Here is a 21,050-nt window from a genome sequence, read left to right as displayed (position 1 = left end):
CTCTACCGATTCCAAAGGTCCGCGGTTCCGCCCCCGAACCCCGAGCGTGGATGTGCCGTGTGCCGTGTGCCGTGTGCCGTGTTCGCCGCAAGCCTGCGCTTTCGCCCGCAACGTTCCCGCGGTTTCGCAGGCTTCCCGCGACCCGGGGCCTCGACGGCCCCAACCGCGGCGTGCCACAGTGAACCCATGGCCACGGAGGAGGACGTAAGAGGAATATGCCTGGGCATGCCCGGGGTCACTGAGCGCCCCAGCTGGGGTCAGCCTGCATGGTTCGCGAAGACACTCATGGCCCGGATCTGGGAGGAGGGGGTCCTAACGGTCAAGACAGGGGAACGCGAAGCGCTCGCGGCCATGGAACCGGACAAGTTCTTTTGGACGCCACATCACCACCGTTCCCCGAACCTGGTCCTCATCCGCCTGGCCAAGATCGACGTCGATGAACTGACCGAGCTCCTCCAGGAGTCCTACCGAATCGCCGGTACCCCCACGCGGCCTGGTCAGGGCACGGGCTAGGCTAGCGGGCATGGGGGACAACAACACACCTGGGGAACACCACTCGCCGCACCCTGCACGCAAAGTCCGGGCCGCCGTCGTGCCTTTGCTGGGACTGATCACTGTGGCTGTGGGGGTCGCGGTGGCGTGGACCAGCCTGAACGCGGAGGTGGGTTGGTTCGCCTACGCGCCCCTTAGCAATGAGGTGTTCGTGGGAAACAACGGGTCATTCCTGAGCAACGAAACACAACTGGGTGTGGCGGTCTCAGTAGTCGGCCTCCTGGCTCTTTCCTTCTGGGCGGGGCTGGCCATCGGCCGTCGGCGTTGAAACGGCACCAAAACGACGAAATCGCCGGAACGTTCCCTGCGAAAGGGCAGCGTTCCGGCGATCTCGAGCGAACCAAAGAAACCTACGTGAGCTTCACCTGGCGGTTCATGTCCTTGTACAGCAGGTACCGGAACTCGCCCGGTCCGCCGGCGTAGCAAGCCTGCGGGCAGAACGCGCGCAGCCACATGAAGTCGCCGGCCTCCACCTCAACCCAGTCGTTGTTGAGCAGGTACATGGCCTTGCCCTCAAGGACGTACAGGCCGTGCTCCATGACGTGGGTCTCCGGGAAGGGGATCACGCCGCCGGGCTGGAAAGTGACGATGTTGACCTGCATGTCGTGCGCGAGGTCGCTGGAGTCCGTGAAGCGGGTGGTCTTCCAGACGTCGTTGGTGTCCGGCATGGACGTCGGCTCAACGTCCTTCTCGTTGGTCACGAAGGACTTGGCCTCGTAGCCCTCGAGCCGTTCGTACGCCTTGCGGATCCAGTGGTAGGACACGATGTCGTTGGAAACGTTCTCCACGCCCCATTCCGCACCTGCCGCGAGGTAGGCGTAGCCGCCCTCTTCGAGGTGGTGCAGTTCGCCGTCGAGCGTCAGGTTGAGCTGGCCCTTGGTCACGAAAATGACGCCCTCAACGCCTGCCTCGAACTCGGCCTTGGGAGCACCGCCGCCGGGGGCGATCTCCACGATCAGCTGCGAGAACGTGGTGGCGAACCCGGAAATCGGCCGGGCGATGATCCAGGACCGCGTGTTGGTGAAGCCGGGCAGGTTGCTGGTGACGATGTCCGTGAGGACGCCTTTGGGGATCACGGTGTACGCCTCGGTGACGATGGCCCGTTCCGTGGTCAGGTGGGTCTGCGGCGGCAAGCCACCGGTCGGGTAGTAGTAGTTGCCCATCAGGGTGCTCCTAATCAGTGCGAAGTTGGTTGTGCGAGCCGCGGGTGCGCCAGTGCGGTCAGCTGTGAAAGTTCGACGCCGGCAAGCGCCTTGACCTCGTCGGTCTCCACTGCGCCGCACTGGACGCCGCGGAGGACGAATCCTGCCAGGGCACGGGCGGTGGCGGGCTCGTCCATGACGCCGCCTTCGGTCCGCTCGACATAGTTGCGCAACCGCAGCGCCGCTGCGGGGAGGCCTTCGCGGTAGAAGGCGTACGACGCCGAGAAACGGCTTGGGAGCTGGGCGGCGTGGAGATCCCACCCTTGGTAGTAGCCGTTTTCCAGGGAGCGGCGTACCAGCCGGCCGTGGAGTTTCCAGGCGTATTCCACGGCATCGCCCACGGGGATGATGTTGGTGGAACCGTCGGAGAGGCGGATGCCCGTACCGGCCACGGCGAGCTGCATGACTTCCTTGGCGAAGTCGGCCACCGGGTGCTCCATGGACTGGTACTCGGCGGAGATCCCCAAGGAGGCGCTGTAGTCGTATGTGCCGTAGTGGAGGGCGCTGATGCGGCCGGGTACCACGTGCGGGAGCTGTGCTACGGGCGAGGTTCCATCGGCGCCGAGGATGAGCTGCGGCGTTTCCACCTGCACCTCGAAGCGGAGCCTGCCTGCGGGAAGCCCGTGGACTTCCTCCAGGCGGGACACTGCGTAATCCATGGCCTGGACCTGGGCCACCGTGGTGACCTTCGGCAACGTGAGGATCAGGCCCTCGGGAAGCTCGCCTGCCGAGGCAAGCGTGGACACGAACAGATCCAACGTCTTCAAACCACGGGCACGCGTTGCAGCTTCGAAGCACTTGAAACGGATGCCGATGAACGGCGGTGCCGTGCCGGCCGCGACTGCTGCGGAAACAGCCTTGGCGGCAGCAACGACGTCGGCGTCTTCTGCCTCGTCGCCGCGGTCACCGTAGCCGTCTTCGAAGTCCAGGCGCAGGTCCTCAATGGGCTCAGAAGCGAGCTTGGCAGCGACCCGGGCAGCAACAGAGGCAGCGAGTTCGGGCTCCTGGCCCAGCAACCGGCCGAGCTTCTCGAGACCGCCGTGTGCTTCCGCCGTCGCGAGTGCCTGGGTACCCCAATCGGCAGCGAAGGTGGACGTGAAGCGGTCGGCGGGGACATAGACCGTGTGGATGGGCTGGCGCGAGCCGTCGTCGCCGGGGTAGTTGCGGTCAAGCAGCTGGTCCGTGGCGGCGAGCCGGGACTCGATATGCTCCAGGTCCGATGCGGAGAATGAACCCATCTCAGCCCACCAGCTCATACGCGGGCGTGGTGAGGAAGTCCGTGTACTCGTCGGAGAGGCAAATTTCCTCGATCAGCTTGGAGGCCGGCTCGTAGTACTTGGTGAAGTTCTCGTCACCGAACTCGATGCGCAGGCGTTCGGTCTCTTCGCCGAGGATGCGGGTGACCAGTTCGCGGGTCACGGTGTTGCCGGTGTCCGCGAGGATGGACTTGTTGCGCAGCTGCTGCCACACCTGCGAACGGGAGATTTCCGCCGTTGCTGCGTCTTCCATGAGGTTGTGGATGGCCACTGCGCCGCTGCCGGAAATCCAGACGCCGGTGTAGGCGACGGCGACGTACAGGTTCAGGCGCAGCCCGGCCTCTGTCACGGTACCGCCGGCGGAAGCGACGTCGATCAGCTGTTCGGCGGTGACGTTCACCTCGGGGCGCTGCTTGTCGATCTGGTTCTTCTTGCCGCCGTTTTCCGGATCGCCGAGCACGGAATCGAACACCTCGCGGCACGTGGAGACCAGGTCCGGGTGGGCAACCCAGGAGCCGTCGAAGCCGTCGTTTGCTTCGCGGGTCTTGTCGGCGCGTACCTTCTCGAAGGCTGCGGCGGTGACGTCGGGCTGCTTGCGGTTGGGGATCACTGCGGCCATGCCGCCCATGGCGAAGGCGCCGCGCTTGTGGCAGGTCTTGACCAGGAGCTCGGTGTAGGCGCGCATGAAGGGGGCGGTCATGGCGACGGTGGCGCGGTCCGGGAGGACGAACTCTTCGCCGGCATCGCGGAAGTACTTGATGATGCTGAAGAGGTAGTCCCAGCGGCCGGCGTTCAAACCGGAGGCGTGGTGGCGCAGTTCGTAGAGGATCTCGTCCATCTCGAAGGCGGCAGGGATGGTTTCGATCAGCACGGTGGCACGGATGCTGCCCTGCGGGATGTCGAGGTAGTCCTGGGCAAAGACGAAGACGTCGTTCCAGAGGCGTGCCTCCAGGTGGCTCTCCATCTTGGGCAGGTAGTAGTACGGGCCGTGGCCGTTCCGGAGCAGCTGCTTGGCGATGTGGAAGAAGTGCAGGCCGAAGTCCACCAAGCCACCCACGGTGGGTTCGCCGTCGATCAGCAGGTGGCTCTCTTCCATGTGCCAGCCGCGGGGGCGGGCCACGACCACCGCAAGGGGAGCGTCCGTGCGCAGACGGTATTCCTTGCCCTCCGGGGAGGTGAAGCTCAGGGTGCCCCGGGCTGCGTCACGGAGGTTGAGGATGGCGTCGATGACGTTGGGCCACGTGGGAGTGCTGGCGTCCTCGAGGTCGGCGAGCCAGACCTTGGCGCCGGAGTTCAGGGCGTTGATGGCCATTTTGGCCGGGGTGGCCGGGCCGGTCATTTCAACACGGCGGTCCTGCAAAGCCGCAGGAGCCTCGGCGACCTTCCAGTCGCCGTCGCGAATCTCCCGGGTCTCCGGGAGGAAGTCCAGGCGGCTGGTCTCGGCAACTTGTTGACGCTTAACCTTGCGGGCCTGGAGGAGTTCGTTGCGGGTACCTGCGAAGCGCTTGTGCAGTTCCTCGATGAAGCCCAGTGCCTCGGGAGTGAGGATTTCCTCGGCGCGATCGATCGGCCGGGGATCGGTGACTGTGATAGCCATGTGAGCGGATTCCTTTGTCTAGTGCGCTGGTGCTAGCTGGCGGCGTTTTCCTGGGCGGCTGCGGCGACCGCAGCAGCAACCTCGGCGGCAACATGGGGATCGAAGACGCTGGGGATAATGTAGCTCGCGTTGAGCTCGTCGTCAGCCACGCGGTTGGCGATGGCTTCGGCTGCAGCTACCAGCATGTTCGGCGTGATGTCCGATGCTCCGGCGTCGAGCAGGCCGCGGAAGAAGCCGGGGAACGCCAGGACGTTGTTGATCTGGTTGGGGAAGTCGCTGCGGCCCGTCGCCACGACTGCTGCGTGCTTGGACGCGATGCCCGGATCGATTTCCGGGGTGGGGTTGGCCATGGCGAACACGATTGCGTTCTCTGCCATGGAAGCCACCTGCTCCTCGCCGATCACGTGCGGTGCACTGACGCCGATGAACACGTCGGCACCCTTGAGGGCTTCGTGGAGGGTGCCGGAGAAGCCCTCTTCGTTGGTGTTCGCGGCGATCCAGCTGCGGTGCTCGTCGTCGTACTTTTCGCCCGAGTGGATGGCGCCGGAGCGGCCGGCGGCGACGATGTGCTGTGCGCCCTGTGCCTTGAGGAGCTGGATGATGGCGGAGCCGGCAGCGCCGACGCCGGAGACCACGATCTTGACCTCGGACAGCTTCTTGTCCACGACGCGCAGGGCGTTGACCAGGGCGGCGAGGGTAACGATTGCCGTGCCGTGCTGGTCATCGTGGAAGACCGGGATGTCCAGTTCGTCGCGGAGGCGCTTTTCGATCTCGAAGCAGCGCGGTGCGGCGATGTCCTCGAGGTTGATGCCGCCGTAAACCGGTGCCATGGCCTTGGCGATCTTGATGATCTCTTCAGTGTCCTGGGTGTCCAGGCAGACCGGCCAGGCGTCCACGTTGGCGAACTGCTTGAACAGGGCGGCCTTGCCTTCCATGACCGGAAGGGCGGCGGCGGGGCCGATGTTGCCCAGGCCCAGAACGGCCGAACCGTCGGTGAGGACGGCAATGGTGTTGCGCTTGACCGTCAGGTTGCGGGCAGCGGCAGGGTCCTCGGCGATAGCGAGGCAGACACGTGCGACGCCGGGGGTGTAGGCGCGCGAGAGGTCGTCGCGGTTGCGCAGGGCTACTTTGGGGACGACTTCGAGCTTGCCGCCGAGGTGCATCAGGAAGGTGCGGTCGGAAACGTGCTGGACGGAAACGCCGTCGAGGGCGTTCAGGGCATCCTTGACGCGGGCTGCGTGGGCATCGTCGGTGGTGTTGCAGGTGACGTCGACGACGATCGTCTCGTGGTGGGATTCCGTGACGTCCAGGGCGGTGATTGCGGCACCGGCTGCGCCTACTGCGGCAGCCAGTTCGCTCGTCGCGGTGAAGCTCGACGGCGCGGAGACGCGCAGGGTGATCGAGTTACCGGGGCTCGGGTTCGCCATTGAAATTCCTCCTGTTGGGCCCGTTCGAGGGCCGCCGTTAAAACCGAATGTTTTCGTATTATGGATATTATTATCTGCAAAGTGGAAATACAACCCCTTGGTGGGTCATCTTTGGTGTCGTCGCCAAGGTCTCCGCTGTGCTGTATCTTGGGTGTTCTAAGCAATTCTTTTCACGATGCGGATAAGAGTTGTCGGAATCTGAGTCATTGGAGACAAGGGAATGGCTGAAAAAGCCTCCGGAGGCGTGCAGTCCGTCGAGCGCGTCTTTGAACTGTTGGAACTGATCACCGACGCAGGCGGGGACGTCACGCTCAGCGAGCTGTCGTCGTCCACGGACCTGCCCCTGCCCACCATCCATCGCCTCCTGCGCACCCTCGTGGCCCTTGGCTACATCCGCCAACTGCCCAACCGGCGCTACGCCCTTGGGCCGCGGCTCATCCGGCTCGGCGAGGGTGCCAGCAAGCAGCTCGGCGCCGTGGCGCGTCCCCAGCTCAAGAACCTCGTTGAACGTCTCGGCGAGACCTCCAACATGGCGGTCCTCGACTCGGACATGGTGATCTACGTGGCCCAGGTTCCGTCCATGCACTCCATGCGCATGTTCACCGAGGTCGGTCGCCGCGCCCACACGCACGACACCGGCGTGGGCAAGGCCATCCTGGCGCAGCTGGACGACGAGCAGGTCCGCGGCATCGTGGCCCGCACCGGCATGCCTACCCCTACGGCCAAGAGCATCGGAGACATCGACTCCCTGCTGGCGGACCTCAAGCTCATCCGTGAACGCGGCTACTCCATTGACGAGGAGGAGCAGGAACTCGGCGTCCGCTGCTTTGCCATGGCCGTCCCGAACGCTCCCACACCCACGGCGATCTCCGTCTCCGGTCCCATCACCCGTGTTGACCAGAGCTTCGCCGACCGCGCGGTACCCATGCTCCGTGAAGCAGCCCTGGCGATCTCCGCGGAGCTCAACCAAAACTAGCGCCCGCCGACTTGGCACTAAATGGCAATGTCTCCTGGAAACATTGCCATTTTTTGTCATCTGGATGCCGCGATCCGCGCGTGTGCCGCCATCCCGCCCGGGTGTGTGCCGCCGTCGTACATTCCACGCGACGCGACAAAAGACGACAGCCTCCACGCGGGACGCTGCCGTCTTCTGCCGGTGCCGGGAGCTAGTGCTCCGAGGCGCTGTTGGTCTTGATGGGGACTTCATTGCCGTCGGCGTCGATCAGCTTGCCGTTCTCGAAACGGTCGCCTTCGTTCAGGCACTTGATGTCCTCATTGGTGATGATCCGCTCCGTCCCGGCCACGAACACCGACTGGTTGTCCGTGTTGCCGGCCTTGAAGTGGTTGAACAGGATGTTCAGGATGATGGCCATGACTGCCGCCGAGCTGATGCCCGAGTGGAAGATCGTGGAGAACCAGGTGGGGAACTGGTCGTAGAACTTCGGCGCAGCGATGGGGATCATGCCGAAGCCGATCGAAGCCGCAACGATGATCAGGTTCATGTTGTTCTTGTACTCGACCTTGGCGAGGGTGCGGATACCGCTGGCGGCAACCGTTCCAAAGAGTACGACGCCGGCGCCGCCCAGGACGGGCGTCGGAACCGCTGCGACAACCCGGCCAAGGACCGGCAGGAGGCCCAGGATCACCAGGATGAGGCCGCCGGCGCTGACGACGAAGCGGCTCTTGATGCCCGTGATGGCCACCAGTCCGACGTTCTGGGCGAAGGCGCTCTGGGTGAAGGAGTTGAACAGCGGGGAGATGGCGCTGGAGAGCATGTCGGCGCGCAGGCCGTTGCCGATCCGGCGGGAATCGACCTTGGTGTCAACGATCTCGCCCACAGCGATGATGTCCGCGGATGTTTCGGTCAGGGTCACCAGGATGACGATGAGCATTGAGATGATCGCGGCGATTTCGAACGTGGGAGCACCGAACGCGAACGGCGTGGGGAAGGCAACGATGTCGCCCTGGCCAACCTTGGAGAAGTCCGCCATGCCGGAAACGGTGGCGATGATGGTGCCGATGACCATGGCCAGCAGGATGGACAGGCGGGAGATAGCGGCGTTGCCAACCTTGCTGAGGAGCAACACGACGCCCATGGTTGCAGCCGCGAGGCCGATGTTTGCCATGCTGCCGTAGTTGTCTGCCTTGGCGTTGCCGCCCATGGCCCAGTTCGCGGCCACCGGCATGAGGGTCAAACCGATGGTGGTGATCACCGTGCCGGTAACTACCGGCGGGAAGAACTTGATGATCTTTGAAAACAGGGGAGTGATGGCAAGGCCTATCAGCGAGGCCACGATGACCGACCCGAAGACTGCCTGGATCCCGCCGCCGCCTTGGACAATCGCCACCATGGTGGAGACGCCGGCGAAAGAGACGCCCTGGACCAGGGGAAGCTGCGAACCGAACCACGGAATGCCGACGGTCTGGAGGATGGTGGCAAGGCCGCCCACAAAGAGGCAGGCGGCGATCAGGAGGCCGATGTCCTGGGAGGACATGCCGGCTGCGGCACCAATGATCAACGGCGGGGCGATGATGCCGCCGTACATGGTGAGCACGTGCTGGAAGCCGTACGCGAACGTGCTTCCGATGGGCAGCCGCTGGTCCTCGGGACGCTGCGACTTGTGCGCGGTGGGATTCGCGGAGCGGGATTTCTTCTTGATGTTCATGGCAGACTCTCTGGGTTCATGGCAGACGTCTTCGTCTGGCTAACTGTGTCTGGCTAACAAAATCTGGGGTTTTCTGGGGTCGGGTTTGTGTACAGGTGCTGCCGGTATGGAGGGGTGCCTCAAGGGCAGGACCTGTACACAAACTCCGGATTGGTTCGGCTTGGTTGCCGCGATCGGCTTTGTTGCCGCGATCGGCCGGGAGCCGTGGTCGGCTTCGTGCCGTGCCCGGTTTGGGCCGGTGGGTCTAGCAGAAGCCGGCGATGCCCATCCAAGCGAGCGGTGCGGCGATGGTGTTGTCGCGCTGGACGGTTGCTTCGATGAGGCCGTACGGGCGGTCTGCGGCGAAGAAGACCTCGTTGGGGTTGTCCTGTCCGAACGGGCTCAGGTCAACCAGGAAGTGGTGCTTGTTCGGCATGGAGAACTTGATCTCGTCAACCTCGCTGTGTGCTTCGAGTACCTTCTTGCCCATGTCGAAGAGGGTCTGCTGCAGCGCGTGCGAGTAGTTCTCGGTGAAGCCTTCCAGGAGGAGGGCCTTGATGTCCTCGTAGCTCTTGTTGAAGTCGGTTGCTCCGGCGTCGAGGTTGGTGTTGTAGCGCCAGCGGGCCGAGACATCCGTTGCGAGGATGCGGTCCGTGGTTTCGGGGAGGGTGGTGTACTTGTCGCGCGGGTAGCCGACGAAGCCGGACTGCGTGGTCTTCAGGACGGTCAGGTCCTTGAGGCCGGAAATGATGTGCGTGGTGGCGCCATCACGGACGACGACGGCGGTACGCACCTCTTGTCCGTTGCGGACGAAGCTGTGGTCGTGTCCCTGGCCGTGGGCCTGGATGCGCTCCCATGCGTAGGACTCAGCTTCCCAGCGGCCACCCGTAACCCAGGAGAACTCGCCGGTGAAGTGGTCGGCAAGACGCAGCAGGAAGGCTTCGGGAGAGCCGACGCCGTCACGGGCGAAGGCGTAGACGGTGTTCTTCTGGGTGTCGGTTGCCACCACGTGGCCGTTGTCGCCTTCGAGGTGGGCTGCCTGGAAATCACCGCGGAGCTGCGAGGTGACGTTCAGGTCTTCGATCTGGTGGCGGTCGGTATCCCGGGTGACCTTGACGACGCGGACTTCTGCTTTGCCGTACTGGTTTTCGCCGAGGACGATGTTGTTGCTCATGGTCATATCCCAACTTCTGTGAGGTGGAACGTACGTTCCATCAATGAAATTAAGTGAGTGTTTCCACTCCGTTTCCGGTGGAGCCGACCCCAACAAAAAAGAGCCGGCATCCATGGATGCCAGCTCATTACGACCCTGCCTGCTGCTCTCAGGTTACGTGACCTACGCCACGAACTCATTCGAGAGTAGCCCATGGTTTGCCCGCTGTACATGGGTTCCGGGGGATCGTTGTGAATCTTCCGAATGTGACCGGAGCAACTTTCCGTGATCACTGGAGGGGTCTTGACGGGTGTTCTTCGTATTACCTAGACTTTCCACATATCAATAAAAAGTTTCCAAACTACGGAAACCTTGGATGCTGAAAGAGGAGGATCAGATGGACTCGAAGGATACGGGCAAGGTCGTAGAATTTCCGGCACCGGGTCAGGAGCTGTACCTGCCCTTCGGCGCCACGGATCCGGATTTCTACATTCCGGCCGACTGTGACCGCAAGAGCGGCGGGTTCTCCCGTTGGCTCCGGGCGCTCCCTGTCTTCGGCCGGCAACGCCCCTGACTATTCCGTCCTTAGCGGTTCCCCTCTCCTCGCCAGCTCGGACAGGGGAGCCGCCGCTGCGGGATGTGTCAGGGATGGACTCTGCGCAACAGGGCCAACGGAGCGGGCGGTACCTGGGGAGGTGCCGCCCGCTTTGTCATGCCCGCCCCGCCCTCCCTTCGCCCCCCGCCCCGCCCCTCCACCCTCCCTTCGCCCCCACCCTCCCTTCGCCCGTTTCGACGACTCGCTGCGTATTAGACGACTCCTGCCGTCTAATACGCAGGTAGTCGTCGAAGCCGGGATTTCCACATAGGGCACGTTGAGCCTTCGCTGCTGGAACGGACTCCAAGACGCTTGTGGAATGACTGGAAAGAAGCAGCGGGAGCTCCCTGCGGGCATGAACCTATGGCGGACCAATGAGCTGGAAAGTGCAGGGTTCAGCGCCCGAACTATTGCTGCCCTGGTCCGGTCCGGTGAGCTGGTCAGGCTCAGGCGCGGTTGCTATATCCGGGGAAGCACTTGGGTGGTGCAAAAGCCGGTTGTCAGAAGCCGTCAACTGATTGCTGCGCATGCCCATGGGACACTCGCGACGTCGGAGGGCAGGATGGTTTACAGCCACACCTCCGCTGCACGCCTGCATCGGCTCTTTCTCTGGAATGTTGACGATCGAGTGCACATCACCCAAGCCAAGACGCCGTCCCGGGTATCACACGGCAGGGACGTTGTGCCGCACACTGGGAGCCTTAAGGCGGACGAGCTGGTCACCGTTGATGGACTTCCCTGTACATCTCTGGAGCGCACGGTAGTGGATTGCTGCCTGATGTTGAGCTACGGGCAAGCCCTGATCATCATGGACCATGCTCTTCGCTTAGGCGCAAGCACGGGCAAACTGTGGGAGATGTGCCGCTCATTGGCAGGACGAAAGGGCGTGCTGACTCTGCGGCGGGCGCTTGAGAATGCTGACGCTAAATCTGAGTCGCCCGGCGAAACCTTGACCCGGGACATCCTGCAAAGGCTCGGCATCGAAACGCCTGAGCTGCAGGTTGCGGTGGCTACCTCCGAAGGGTTGTATCGGATAGACCTCGCGTGGAGAAAGAAGATGGTTGCCCTGGAATTCGACGGCAAGGTTAAGTACTTCGACTATGCGCCAACCGACGAGGTCATATATAGGGAGAGGCAACGGGAGAAGGCCCTGATGGAGCAAGGCTGGCTGTTCATCCGCATCCAGTGGAGGGACTTGTTCAACGAGCAGGCCCTGAAAATGCGGGTACTCAAGGCCCTTGGTATCACCAGTTAGACGACTCGCTGCGTGTTAGACGGTAGGAACCGTCTAACACGCAGCGAATCGTCGAAACGGGCGTCGGGCCCACACGAAACGGGCGCAGGCAGCCGGACCTACCCCGCGATCAGCTTCCGGGCCGCGGCCGAGTGCTCCGCGATGAGCCCGGCCACATCCAGATCGGGAATCGCGCCGTCAACAACCCGCCAGGACCCGCCCACCATCACCCGGTCGGCCCGGTCCGCGCCGCAAAGGAGCAGTGCTGCCACAGGATCGTGGCTCCCGGAGAAGCGCAGGGAATCGAGCTTGAACATGGCGAGGTCGGCCTGCATTCCCGGAGCCAACTGCCCGATGTCCGAGCGGCCAAGAACGGCGGCGGATCCTCGGGTCGCCCAGCCGAGCGCGCGGGACACGGGGACCGAGGCGCCGTATCGGAGCCGCTGCAGGTACAGGGCCTGGCGTGCCTCGAGGATCATGTTCGACGCATCGTTGGAGGCAGAACCGTCAACCCCCAGGCCCACTGGAACCCCGGCCGCCTCAAGTTCCAGCACCCGTGCGGTGCCGGACGCCAGCCGCATGTTCGACGTCGGGCAATGCGCGACGGCGGTTCCGGCGGCTCCCAGCCGGGCGATCTCCTCGTCGTTGAAATGGATGCCGTGTCCCAGCCAGGTCCGTGATCCGAGCCAACCGACGGATTCCAGGTAGTCAACAGTCCGGAGGCCGAACATGGAGCGGCAGAAGTCCTCCTCGTCGATGGTTTCGGCGAGGTGCGTGTGCAGCCGGACGTCGTACTTTTCGGCCATGACCGCGGATTCGGCCATGATTTCCTTGGTCACGGAGAAGGGCGAGCAAGGGGCAAGGGCGATCTGCACGGATGCCCCTGCGTCGGTCTGGTGGTACTCACGGATGAGTCGTTCGCTGTCCGCAAGGATCGCCTCCGGTGACTGGACGGTGGTTTGGGGCGGAAGGCCGCCGTCGTCCTCTCCCAACGTCATGGACCCGCGGGTCAAGGTGGCCCGCATGCCCATGGACCGCACCGCGGAGACTTCAATGTCAATCGCGTCTTCCATGCCGTCCGGGAAGAGGTAGTGGTGGTCGGCGGCGGTGGTGCAGCCAGACAACAGCAGTTCGGCAAGTGCTACCTGCACGGCGAGTTCCAGGCTTCGCGGGGTGAGGCGAGCCCAGACGGGGTAGAGGTTTTGCAGCCAGGGGAAGAGGGGTGCGTTGGCCACTGGTCCCCAGGCGCGGGTGAGCGTTTGGTAGAAGTGGTGGTGCGTGTTGATCAGGCCCGGCAGGACCACGTGCGCGGAGGCATCGAACTCGGTGCAGGGAACCGAGGGGCGGCCTCCGGCGGGCACTAGTTCCACGATGGTGCCGGAATCGGAAACCACCAATCCGTTGCCGGCGTCGAGGTCGTTGGCGGTGAAGATTCCGAGTGGGTTTTTGATCCACAGCATGAAGGGTTCCTTGTCTGGTCGGCGTCTCTGCGTTCCAGCTCAGTTAGGCCCTGTCTGCTGATCCAGGTTCCGGGCGTTACGTCAGCTCCGGTCCCGCCAGAGTAAGATTTCCGACGGCGGCAGTCAACGTCCGTGGGAGCGTCGCCGGTCATATCCGGCGTCAACCGCGCAGAGACAGACAATTTCACAGAACGAAAAACTTTTTTCAAAAAACGTATGGCGCGGCTCACAGCGTGGGTGTTACGCTCTATCTGCCAAAGGCGGGCACCCGCATCCCGGGAAGCTATCTACCAGGCGCAACTTAACCTTCATCGCACATGCTGAAGCCTGGTAACCAAGCACTGGAGCTCTCCTTTCCGGCGCGCCCCCCGACAGGTCACCCGGCTTCCCAGCACTAAGGAAGTCGCAACATGAGTACAACCGTCACGGCCGAACAATTCCTGGCCACATCCATTGAGCTGGCAACGGCCAATGTCCTCAACAGTGGAGGCCCTTTCGGTGCCGTCATTGTTACCGCGGACGGACAAGCCTTCCATGGCGTCAACCGCGTGACCGCCTCGAACGATCCCACCGCCCACGCAGAAGTAACGGCCATCCGCAACGCCTGCAGCGAATTGGGAACCTTCGACCTGAGCGGAGCAACCCTCTACACCAGCTGCGAGCCGTGCCCCATGTGCCTGGCATCCGCACTCTGGGCCCGCATTGACCGCGTTTTCTTCGCGGCCGACCGCCATGACGCCGCATCCGTCGGCTTCGATGACGCGGTCTTCTACGAGTACTTCGAGAATGACAACCGGGACGAGCTGATGCCGGTATCCAAGCTGGAACTGGGCGACCCCCAGGCTCCGGCGGTCCTCCAGCCGTTCACCACATGGAACACCCTCGATTCCAGGATTGACTACTAGGGCCCGGTGGCTGACATGGAAATCCTGGATACCGCAGACATGCAAAATACCGCTGAAAAGCAGACCGCCGCTGAGAAGCAGGCTGCGCTCCTCCCCAACGGGGACAAGGGCGCAGGGCACGCAGCGGCACACGCAACCACCGCACCCGGGGCCGGCAACGGCAAGAAGCCGCCGAACTTCCTGGACAAGTTCTTTGAGATCTCCAAGCGCGGATCCACGCTCGCCCGGGAATTCCGCGGCGGCCTGGTCACCTTCTTCACCATGGCGTACATCGTCATCCTGAACCCCCTCATCCTGGGCGGCTTCACTGCCGACAACGCTCCCACGGATGTTGCCGGCGGCTGGCTGTCGGCAGCGCAAGTAGGTGCTGTCACCGGCCTCACGGCCGGCGTCATGACCATCGTCTTCGGCCTCGTGGCCAACCTGCCCTTCGGTCTCGCAGCGGGCCTTGGCATCAACTCCTTCCTGGCCGTCGCGGTCATCCAGGAGGTGACGTGGCCCGAAGCCATGGGCCTGGTGGTCATCAACGGCGTCCTGATTGTCCTCTTCGGCGCCACGGGCGCACGGACGGCGATCTTCAAGGCAGTACCCAAGGAACTCAAGGCCGCCATCACCGTTGGCATCGGCCTGTTCATCGCCTTCATCGGCTTCGTCGACTCCGGCTTTGTCCGTCCCACCAAGGGCGGCCCGCCGGTCCAGCTCGGCAATGATGGATCCATCACGTCCATCCCCACCCTCGTTTTCATCGTCGGATTGCTGGTCATGGGTATCCTCGTGGCACGCAAGATCCAGGGCGGCCTGCTGATCGGCATCGTCGCAACAACCGTCCTCGCCGCTGTTGCCGAGGCCGTGTTCCGGATCGGTCCCGGCAGCGCTGACAACCCCGGCGGCTGGCACCTCAACACCCCGGTGCTCTCCGGCCAGCTGGTGTCCGTCCCGGACCTGAGCCTCGTGGGCCAGTTCGATCTCTTCGGTTCGTTCGCACGGATCGGCGGCCTGGCTGCCACCATGCTGGTCTTCACCCTGGTGTTCACCAACTTCTTCGACGCCATGGGCACCATGACCGGCCTGGCCAAGAGCGCCGGCGTGGCACACAAGGACGGAACGTTCCCCAAGCTGAAGTCCGCCTTCATTGTTGAAGGCATGGGCGCAGTGGTGGGCGGCGCAACGTCCGGTTCGTCCAACACGGTCTACATCGACTCCGCAGCGGGCATCGGCGAAGGCGCCCGCACCGGCCTGGCCTCCGTGGTGACCGGCGCGTTGTTCCTGGGATCGATGTTCTTCACCCCGCTCACCTCGGTGGTTCCGCTGGAAGTTGCAGCTGCTGCCCTGGTGGTTGTGGGCGCGATGATGATGGCCCAGATCCGTGAAATCAAGTTCACCAAGTTCGCCATTGCACTCCCGGCGTTCCTGACAATCGTCACTATGCCCCTGACCTACTCGATCGCCAACGGCATCGGCGTCGGATTCATCTCCTTCGCAGTGGTCAACGCGGCGTCCGGCAAAGCCAAGAAAGTGCATCCGCTCATGTGGGTGGTCACGGCCGGCTTCGTCATCTACTTCGCCCGCGGCCCGATCAATGCGCTGATGGGCATCTGACCGGGGCGGCAAACCCCGTGCCGGCGGGCAAACCGGCACCCGAAACGGCGTTGAATCCGCTCCCACCGCACGAATAGGCGTCAGCCGTCCTCCCTTATGAGGGAAGGTCCCTTCCACAGCAGGGCACCTGATTAAGGGACGACGGCGGGCGGCGGCCGGGAGCCGATGCTCCGCCATGGAGCGCGCAGCTCCATCGAGTGGGGCAGGGAGATGAAGCCCTGCCCCACTCCACCAAAATCATTGAACTTAGTCAGCGCGACTATCCTCAGCCATCATCCCGAATGAGAATTGAGGCAAGATCGCGCACTGCCCCGGCCGGGCCACCCTGCCGGGACACCTGGAAAAGGACGTGTAGCCATGCTGGATCTGATGCCTTCACTGGGCAGCTGGCGGCCGGCGGTCTCCGGCCAACGGTGCGCTGTGGCAACGATTGTTGGAACCGGCGGCTCGGTTCCGCGGCCCTTGGGGACGTCCATGATGGTCTCGGAAACCGGCGAGATCCTGGGCAGCCTGTCCGGCGGATGCGTGGAAGGGGCCGTGGTTGAAGCGGCGTTGGAAGCAATGCGCGACGGCGGCCCGCGCCTTGAGTCGTTCGGCTACAGTGCGGAGGACGCCTTCGCAGTGGGGCTTACCTGTGGAGGGGAACTGGAAGTCCATATCCAACCCCTTGCGGACGGGCTCTCATCGCTGGCGGACGAATCCACCGCAGCCCGCAACGGCCAGGCCCCAAGCCCCTTGGCACTCATCCGCAGGCTGGACGGCGCAGGGGGAGTCGTCGTCGTGCATGATCCTGTGCGCTTCCGCGCGATGGAGTCCACTGAACTGGCCAAGCTGGTGGGGGACCACCCCGCAACGCTCTTCGCAGCGGCTGCCCAGGTGGAGCCACTGCTTCAAGGCGGCCGCGCCGGTTTGGTGCGGCTGGCCCCGCCCGAGGGTTGCATCGACGGTTGGGTCACGCTGGACCGCTGGGAGACTCCCCGCGAGGAACCGGAACCCCAACCCATCACGCTGTTTGTTGAAAGCCGTCTGCCGGCGGCCCGCATGCTGGTGTTCGGAGCCAACGACTTTGGTGCCGCGCTGCTGCCGGCAGGGCAACTCCTGGGCTACGAGGTCACCTTGTGCGACGCACGCCCCGCCTTCGCGCAGCAAAGCCGCTTCGCCGGGGCGGACCAGGTGATCACGGAATGGCCCCACCGCTACCTGGAGAACGAAGCAGAAGCCGGACGCATCGACGCCCGCACCGTGGTCTGCATCCTGACCCACGACCCCAAATTTGATCTTCCCCTGCTGGAAACAGCGCTCAGCCTGAACCTCGCCTACGTGGGGGCCATGGGTTCGCGGCGGAGCCACCGGCAACGCATTGATGCGCTGCTGGAGATGGGCACGCCCGCCGGGACCTTGGAACGGCTGCATTCGCCCATCGGGCTGGAGTTGGGCGCCGTCACGCCTGCCGAGGTGGCCGTATCCATCACCGCGGAAATCGTCGCATCACGGGGAAGCCTGCACGGGGTTGGAGCGTTCCGCTCCCTCAAAGACACTTCCGGTCCAATTCATGCCGGGACCGGCACCCAAGACTCTCTGACCGAGGAGGACTCATGGACATGAACACCATAGAGGCCGTGGTACCCACCACGGATCCGGCCCAGTGGCGGGAAGGGGATGCCTGGCTGGCCGGCGGGACGGTCCTCTTCTCCTACGGAAGCACCGTCCTGCAGCGGCTCCTCGACCTCGGCAATGCCGGCTGGCCGGCCATCACCGTCACCGATGAAGGCATTGAACTCGCCGCCACCTGCACGGTGGCTGAACTGTACGCCTTGCCGGAGTCGGAGCAAGCGGCCCACCGCGAATGGCCCGGCCTGGCCCTGGTGCGTCCCAGCTGCGACTCGTTCGTGGCGTCCTTCAAGATCTGGAACATGTCCACCGTGGGCGGCAACCTTTGCACCTCCCTGCCCGCCGGTCCCATGATCTCGCTGTGCGCCGGCCTGGACGGAATGGCCACCATCCTCAGCCCCGACGGCACCAGCCGGACCGTTCCTGTTGCAGACTTCGTCACGGGGGAGATGGAGAACGTCCTGGCCCCGGGTGAGCTGCTGCGAAGCATCCACCTACCTGCCGAGGCGCTCTCCGCGCGGGTGGCGTTCCGTCGTCTTTCCTTGAGCAACCTCGGCCGTTCCGGCGTGCTGCTGATCGGCCGTTTGGATCCCGTCTTTGGCCTCGTCATCACCGTCACAGCGTCCACCAAGCGGCCGGTGCAGCTGCGGTTCCCCGCCGATCAGGTTCCAGACGCCGCGGCCCTGGCTGCCGCCGTCGAGCATTCCATCCCGCTCGACCTGTACCACGACGACATCCACGGGCTCCCCGAATGGCGGCGTGACATGACCTTCCGGCTCGCCGAGGAAATCCGGTCCGAGTTGCTGGACGAATCCATGACGGTGTCCGGCGACTTCTGGCCCCCGCACGCCACCTCGCCGCAGCCGTCCACGCAACCCGAAACGTCAGGCACCCAGAAGGAGGCCTCCCATGGCAATTGAGATCAACGGCGCTGCCTCGCAGGCCACACCCCGCCCCGGCCAGTGCCTCCGCACCTTCCTCCGCGAGCAAGGCAACTTCGGCGTCAAAAAGGGTTGCGACGGCGGTGACTGCGGGGCCTGCACCGTCCACGTCGACGGTACGCCCGTCCACAGTTGCATCTACCCGGCCGTCCGCGCCGAAGGAAAAGCCGTCACCACCATCGAAGGCCTCGCCACGGCCGACGGACTTCACCCCGTGCAGGAACAGTTCCTTGAGGCGCAAGGCTTCCAGTGCGGCTTCTGCACCGCCGGGATGATGATGACCGCCGCAACGTTCGACGACGAACAGCGCGCCAACCTGCCGCGGAACCTCAAGGGCAACCTCTGCCGGTGCACCGGGTACCGCTCCATTGCGGAAGCGGTCTGCGGGCACGGTCCGGACGCGCACGGTCCGGAAACGCACGACGCCGGAGCTGACGTTTCCGGCGCACAGTCACCCGCCGCCGTCGAACCCCAGCGCGGTCAGCTGGGCGACAACGTGCCCGCACCCGCCGGCCCGGCCGTGGTCACCGGAACCGCGAGGTATGCCCTTGATGTTCCAGCGGACCAGCTGCCCGGCCTGCTCCATCTCAAGCTGGTCCGTTCGCCGCACCCGCATGCACGGATCGTGTCCATCAACAAGGCGCCTGCACTTGCCGTGCCGGGGGTCGTGGCCGTGTTCACTCATGAAGACGCCCCGCAGCAACTCTTCTCCACCGCCCAGCACGAGCACTACACGGACGATCCCGACGACACCCGCGTCCTGGATAACGTGGTGCGCTTCATCGGGCAGCGGGTTGCCGCCGTCGTAGCGGAATCGGTGGGCGCAGCCGAGGCAGGTGCCCGTGCACTGGAAGTGGAATACGAGCTCCTGGACGCGGTCTTCACGCCCCAGGAAGCCATCCTTCCCGGCGCTCCCGTCATCCATGGCGACAAAGACGCGGTGGCTACGCGGATCGCACGGCCCTTGGACAACGTAGTGGCTGAAGTCCATGCGGAGCTCGGCAGTGTGGAGGAGGGCTTTGCCGCCGCTGACTTCGTCCATGAACACACCTACCGGACGCAGCGTGTGCAGCACGTTGCCATGGAAACGCATTCGGCCATCGCGTGGGTTGACGAGGACGGCCGGCTGATCGTCCGCTCCTCCAGCCAGGTTCCATTCCTGGTCAAGCGCACCCTGATCCGGCTGTTCAACCTTCCGGAAGAGTCGGTCCGCGTGGTGGCAGGACGCGTCGGCGGCGGCTTCGGGGGCAAGCAGGAAGTGCTGACGGAGGACCTCGTGGCACTAGCGGCGCTGGCCCTCAAACGCCCGGTGCAGTTGGAATTCACCCGGACCGAGCAGTTTACGGCCACCACTACCCGGCACCCCTTCACCATCAAGCTCAAGGCGGGAGCCAACCGCGACGGTTACCTCACGGCCTTGCAACTGGATGTCATCACCAACACCGGCGCCTACGGAAACCACGCTCCGGGGGTCATGTTCCATGGCTGCGGCGAATCCCTGGCCGTGTACAAGTGCGTCAACAAGAAGGTCGATGCGCAGGCGGTGTATACCAACACGGTTCCTGCAGGTGCCTTCCGCGGCTATGGCCTCAGCCAGATGATCTTCGCGATCGAGTCCGCCATTGATGAGCTTGCCGTCGGAATTGGCATGGACCCGCTGGAGTTCCGGCTCAAGAACATGGTCCGGCCGGGCGACCACATGCTCTCCACCACCCCCGAACCCGAAGAAGATGTGCATTACGGCAGCTACGGCCTGGACCAATGCGTGTCACTTGTCCGGGACGCCCTTGACCGTGGCAAGGAACGTTACCGCGCCGCGGGCCTGGATGACCTCGGCCCGGAATGGCTCACCGGCGAAGGCGCGGCACTGTCCATGATCGACACCGTCCCGCCGCGCGGCCACTTCGCCCACACCCGGGTGAGCCTCGAAGCGGACGGCAGGTTCGCCGTCGACGTCGGAACTGCGGAATTCGGGAACGGCACCACAACCGTGCATGCGCAGCTGGCTGCCACCGCGTTGGGGACCTCCGCCTACGCCATTCAGGTGCGGCAGTCGGACACGGACCTGGTGGAGCACGACACCGGCGCCTTCGGTTCGGCAGGGACAGTGGTGGCCGGGAAGGCTACCCTCGCGGCCGCGCTCGAGCTCGCCACCCGGATCCAGACCGTCGCCGCATCCCTCACAGGCGTGCCGTTGGCGGATTGCCGCTTGGTGGACGGAGCCGTGGAGTGCGGCGACCGTTCGGTGCCGTTGAAGGAAATTTACGACGCCGCCCGCCTCCAAGGCGTCCGCCTCGCCACCGACGGGAACTGGGGAGGCACGCCGCGTTCGGTTGCCTTCAACGTCCACGGATTCAGGGTTGCCGTGAACACCGGAACGGGAGAACTGCGGATCCTGCAGAGTGTCCAGGCTGCCGACGCCGGCGTCGTGGTCAACCCACGCCAGTGCAGGGGGCAGATCGAGGGCGGCATTGCGCAGGCCTTGGGTGCCACGCTGTATGAGGAGGTCAAAGTTGACGACTCCGGGCACGTGACCACGGACATCCTGCGGCAGTACCACATCCCCTCCTTCGCGGACGTGCCCCGGAGCGAGGTCTACTTCGCCAAGACGAACGACTCCACGGGGCCGCTCGGCGCCAAGTCCATGAGCGAGAGTCCGTTCAACCCCGTGGCACCGGCCTTGGCCAACGCGATCCGGAACGCGACCGGGGTGCGCTTCGGCGAACTCCCCATCGCGCGGGACAAGATCTACCTCGCCCTCCGCGACCGCACCCTGGTCCCCAACTAACCAACCCCACAAGGCCCCGCCCCGCACCGCCACCCAACTAATACGAAAGTAGGGGTGGGTTAGGCTGCGGTGACCGGGGTGATCG

The 21,050-nt window shown here is 64.3% G+C and carries 17 protein-coding genes; 10 read left to right on the top strand and 7 right to left on the bottom strand.

The features are described from left to right. Positions 1-186 precede the first annotated feature (186 nt). On the top strand, positions 187-513 hold the full coding sequence (locus OCL88_RS05890; protein ID WP_264961900.1) for an MmcQ/YjbR family DNA-binding protein: 327 nt from the start codon (positions 187-189) through the stop codon (positions 511-513). 10 nt (positions 514-523) lie between these two features. Continuing rightward, positions 524-820 (top strand): hypothetical protein, encoded by a 297-nt coding sequence (locus OCL88_RS05885; RefSeq protein ID WP_264961899.1) that lies wholly within the window; start codon positions 524-526, stop codon positions 818-820. Between the two features lie 82 nt (positions 821-902). Here OCL88_RS05885 and OCL88_RS05880 read toward each other — a convergent pair whose 3' ends face one another. The 4 genes from OCL88_RS05880 to OCL88_RS05865 are packed head-to-tail and all read right to left on the bottom strand — an operon-like array spanning position 903 to position 6,034. Next, positions 903-1,715 (bottom strand): bifunctional allantoicase/(S)-ureidoglycine aminohydrolase, encoded by an 813-nt coding sequence (locus OCL88_RS05880; RefSeq protein WP_021473441.1) that lies wholly within the window; start codon positions 1,713-1,715, stop codon positions 903-905. 14 nt (positions 1,716-1,729) lie between these two features. Continuing rightward, a complete protein-coding gene (locus OCL88_RS05875) occupies positions 1,730-2,992 on the bottom strand; it encodes a DUF6986 family protein (protein WP_264961898.1) in 1,263 nt (420 codons plus the stop codon). A gap of 1 nt (position 2,993) precedes the next feature. Continuing rightward, positions 2,994-4,607, bottom strand: a complete 1,614-nt coding sequence (gene aceB / locus OCL88_RS05870; protein WP_264961897.1) for a malate synthase A — start codon at positions 4,605-4,607, stop codon at positions 2,994-2,996. Positions 4,608-4,639: 32 nt separating this feature from the next. Continuing rightward, on the bottom strand, positions 4,640-6,034 hold the full coding sequence (locus OCL88_RS05865; protein ID WP_069696113.1) for an NAD-dependent malic enzyme: 1,395 nt from the start codon (positions 6,032-6,034) through the stop codon (positions 4,640-4,642). A gap of 220 nt (positions 6,035-6,254) precedes the next feature. Between OCL88_RS05865 and OCL88_RS05860 the strand changes: the two genes are divergently transcribed. Continuing rightward, positions 6,255-7,010, top strand: a complete 756-nt coding sequence (locus OCL88_RS05860; RefSeq protein ID WP_021473437.1) for an IclR family transcriptional regulator — start codon at positions 6,255-6,257, stop codon at positions 7,008-7,010. A 190-nt stretch (positions 7,011-7,200) separates the two neighbouring features. Here the strand turns inward: OCL88_RS05860 and OCL88_RS05855 are convergent, their stop codons facing one another. Both OCL88_RS05855 and pucL read right to left on the bottom strand, forming a co-directional pair. Further along, positions 7,201-8,700: a nucleobase:cation symporter-2 family protein gene (locus tag OCL88_RS05855; protein WP_264961896.1), complete on the bottom strand. Its 1,500-nt coding sequence runs from the start codon at positions 8,698-8,700 to the stop codon at positions 7,201-7,203. 244 nt (positions 8,701-8,944) lie between these two features. Further along, positions 8,945-9,859 (bottom strand): factor-independent urate hydroxylase, encoded by a 915-nt coding sequence (gene pucL / locus OCL88_RS05850; RefSeq protein ID WP_264961895.1) that lies wholly within the window; start codon positions 9,857-9,859, stop codon positions 8,945-8,947. 370 nt (positions 9,860-10,229) lie between these two features. Between pucL and OCL88_RS05845 the strand changes: the two genes are divergently transcribed. Together OCL88_RS05845 and OCL88_RS05840 are read left to right on the top strand one after the other, a co-directional pair. After that, positions 10,230-10,406, top strand: a complete 177-nt coding sequence (locus OCL88_RS05845) for a hypothetical protein (protein WP_164888665.1) — start codon at positions 10,230-10,232, stop codon at positions 10,404-10,406. Between the two features lie 340 nt (positions 10,407-10,746). Further along, positions 10,747-11,682, top strand: coding sequence for a type IV toxin-antitoxin system AbiEi family antitoxin domain-containing protein (locus tag OCL88_RS05840; RefSeq protein ID WP_264961894.1), 936 nt, complete (start codon positions 10,747-10,749; stop codon positions 11,680-11,682). Between the two features lie 98 nt (positions 11,683-11,780). On the opposite strand, the gene OCL88_RS05835 is transcribed toward OCL88_RS05840, so the two are convergent. Further along, positions 11,781-13,121 carry an 8-oxoguanine deaminase gene (locus tag OCL88_RS05835; RefSeq protein WP_264961893.1) on the bottom strand — a complete coding sequence of 447 codons (1,341 nt, stop codon included), beginning with the start codon at positions 13,119-13,121 and terminating at the stop codon, positions 11,781-11,783. A 410-nt stretch (positions 13,122-13,531) separates the two neighbouring features. Between OCL88_RS05835 and OCL88_RS05830 the strand changes: the two genes are divergently transcribed. The 5 genes from OCL88_RS05830 (at position 13,532) to OCL88_RS05810 (ending at position 20,965) form a co-directional block, all read left to right on the top strand. Further along, positions 13,532-14,026, top strand: a complete 495-nt coding sequence (locus OCL88_RS05830; RefSeq protein ID WP_021473431.1) for a nucleoside deaminase — start codon at positions 13,532-13,534, stop codon at positions 14,024-14,026. 6 nt (positions 14,027-14,032) lie between these two features. Next, on the top strand, positions 14,033-15,625 hold the full coding sequence (locus OCL88_RS05825) for an NCS2 family permease (RefSeq protein WP_069696110.1): 1,593 nt from the start codon (positions 14,033-14,035) through the stop codon (positions 15,623-15,625). Between the two features lie 357 nt (positions 15,626-15,982). Then, entirely contained in the window at positions 15,983-17,230 is a 1,248-nt protein-coding gene (locus OCL88_RS05820; RefSeq protein WP_264961892.1) for an XdhC family protein, read from the top strand. After that, positions 17,221-18,156, top strand: a complete 936-nt coding sequence (locus OCL88_RS05815) for an FAD binding domain-containing protein (RefSeq protein WP_264961891.1) — start codon at positions 17,221-17,223, stop codon at positions 18,154-18,156. The genes OCL88_RS05820 and OCL88_RS05815 overlap by 10 nt, the downstream gene beginning before the upstream one ends. Beyond that, a complete protein-coding gene (locus tag OCL88_RS05810) occupies positions 18,146-20,965 on the top strand; it encodes a molybdopterin-dependent oxidoreductase (protein ID WP_264961890.1) in 2,820 nt (939 codons plus the stop codon). The genes OCL88_RS05815 and OCL88_RS05810 overlap by 11 nt, the downstream gene beginning before the upstream one ends. The last annotated feature ends 85 nt before the right edge of the window (positions 20,966-21,050 follow it).

The organism is Paenarthrobacter sp. PAE-2 (assembly GCF_026013155.1).
Lineage (GTDB): Bacteria > Actinomycetota > Actinomycetes > Actinomycetales > Micrococcaceae > Arthrobacter > Arthrobacter ureafaciens.
This window is presented reverse-complemented; position numbering and strand designations above follow the sequence as displayed.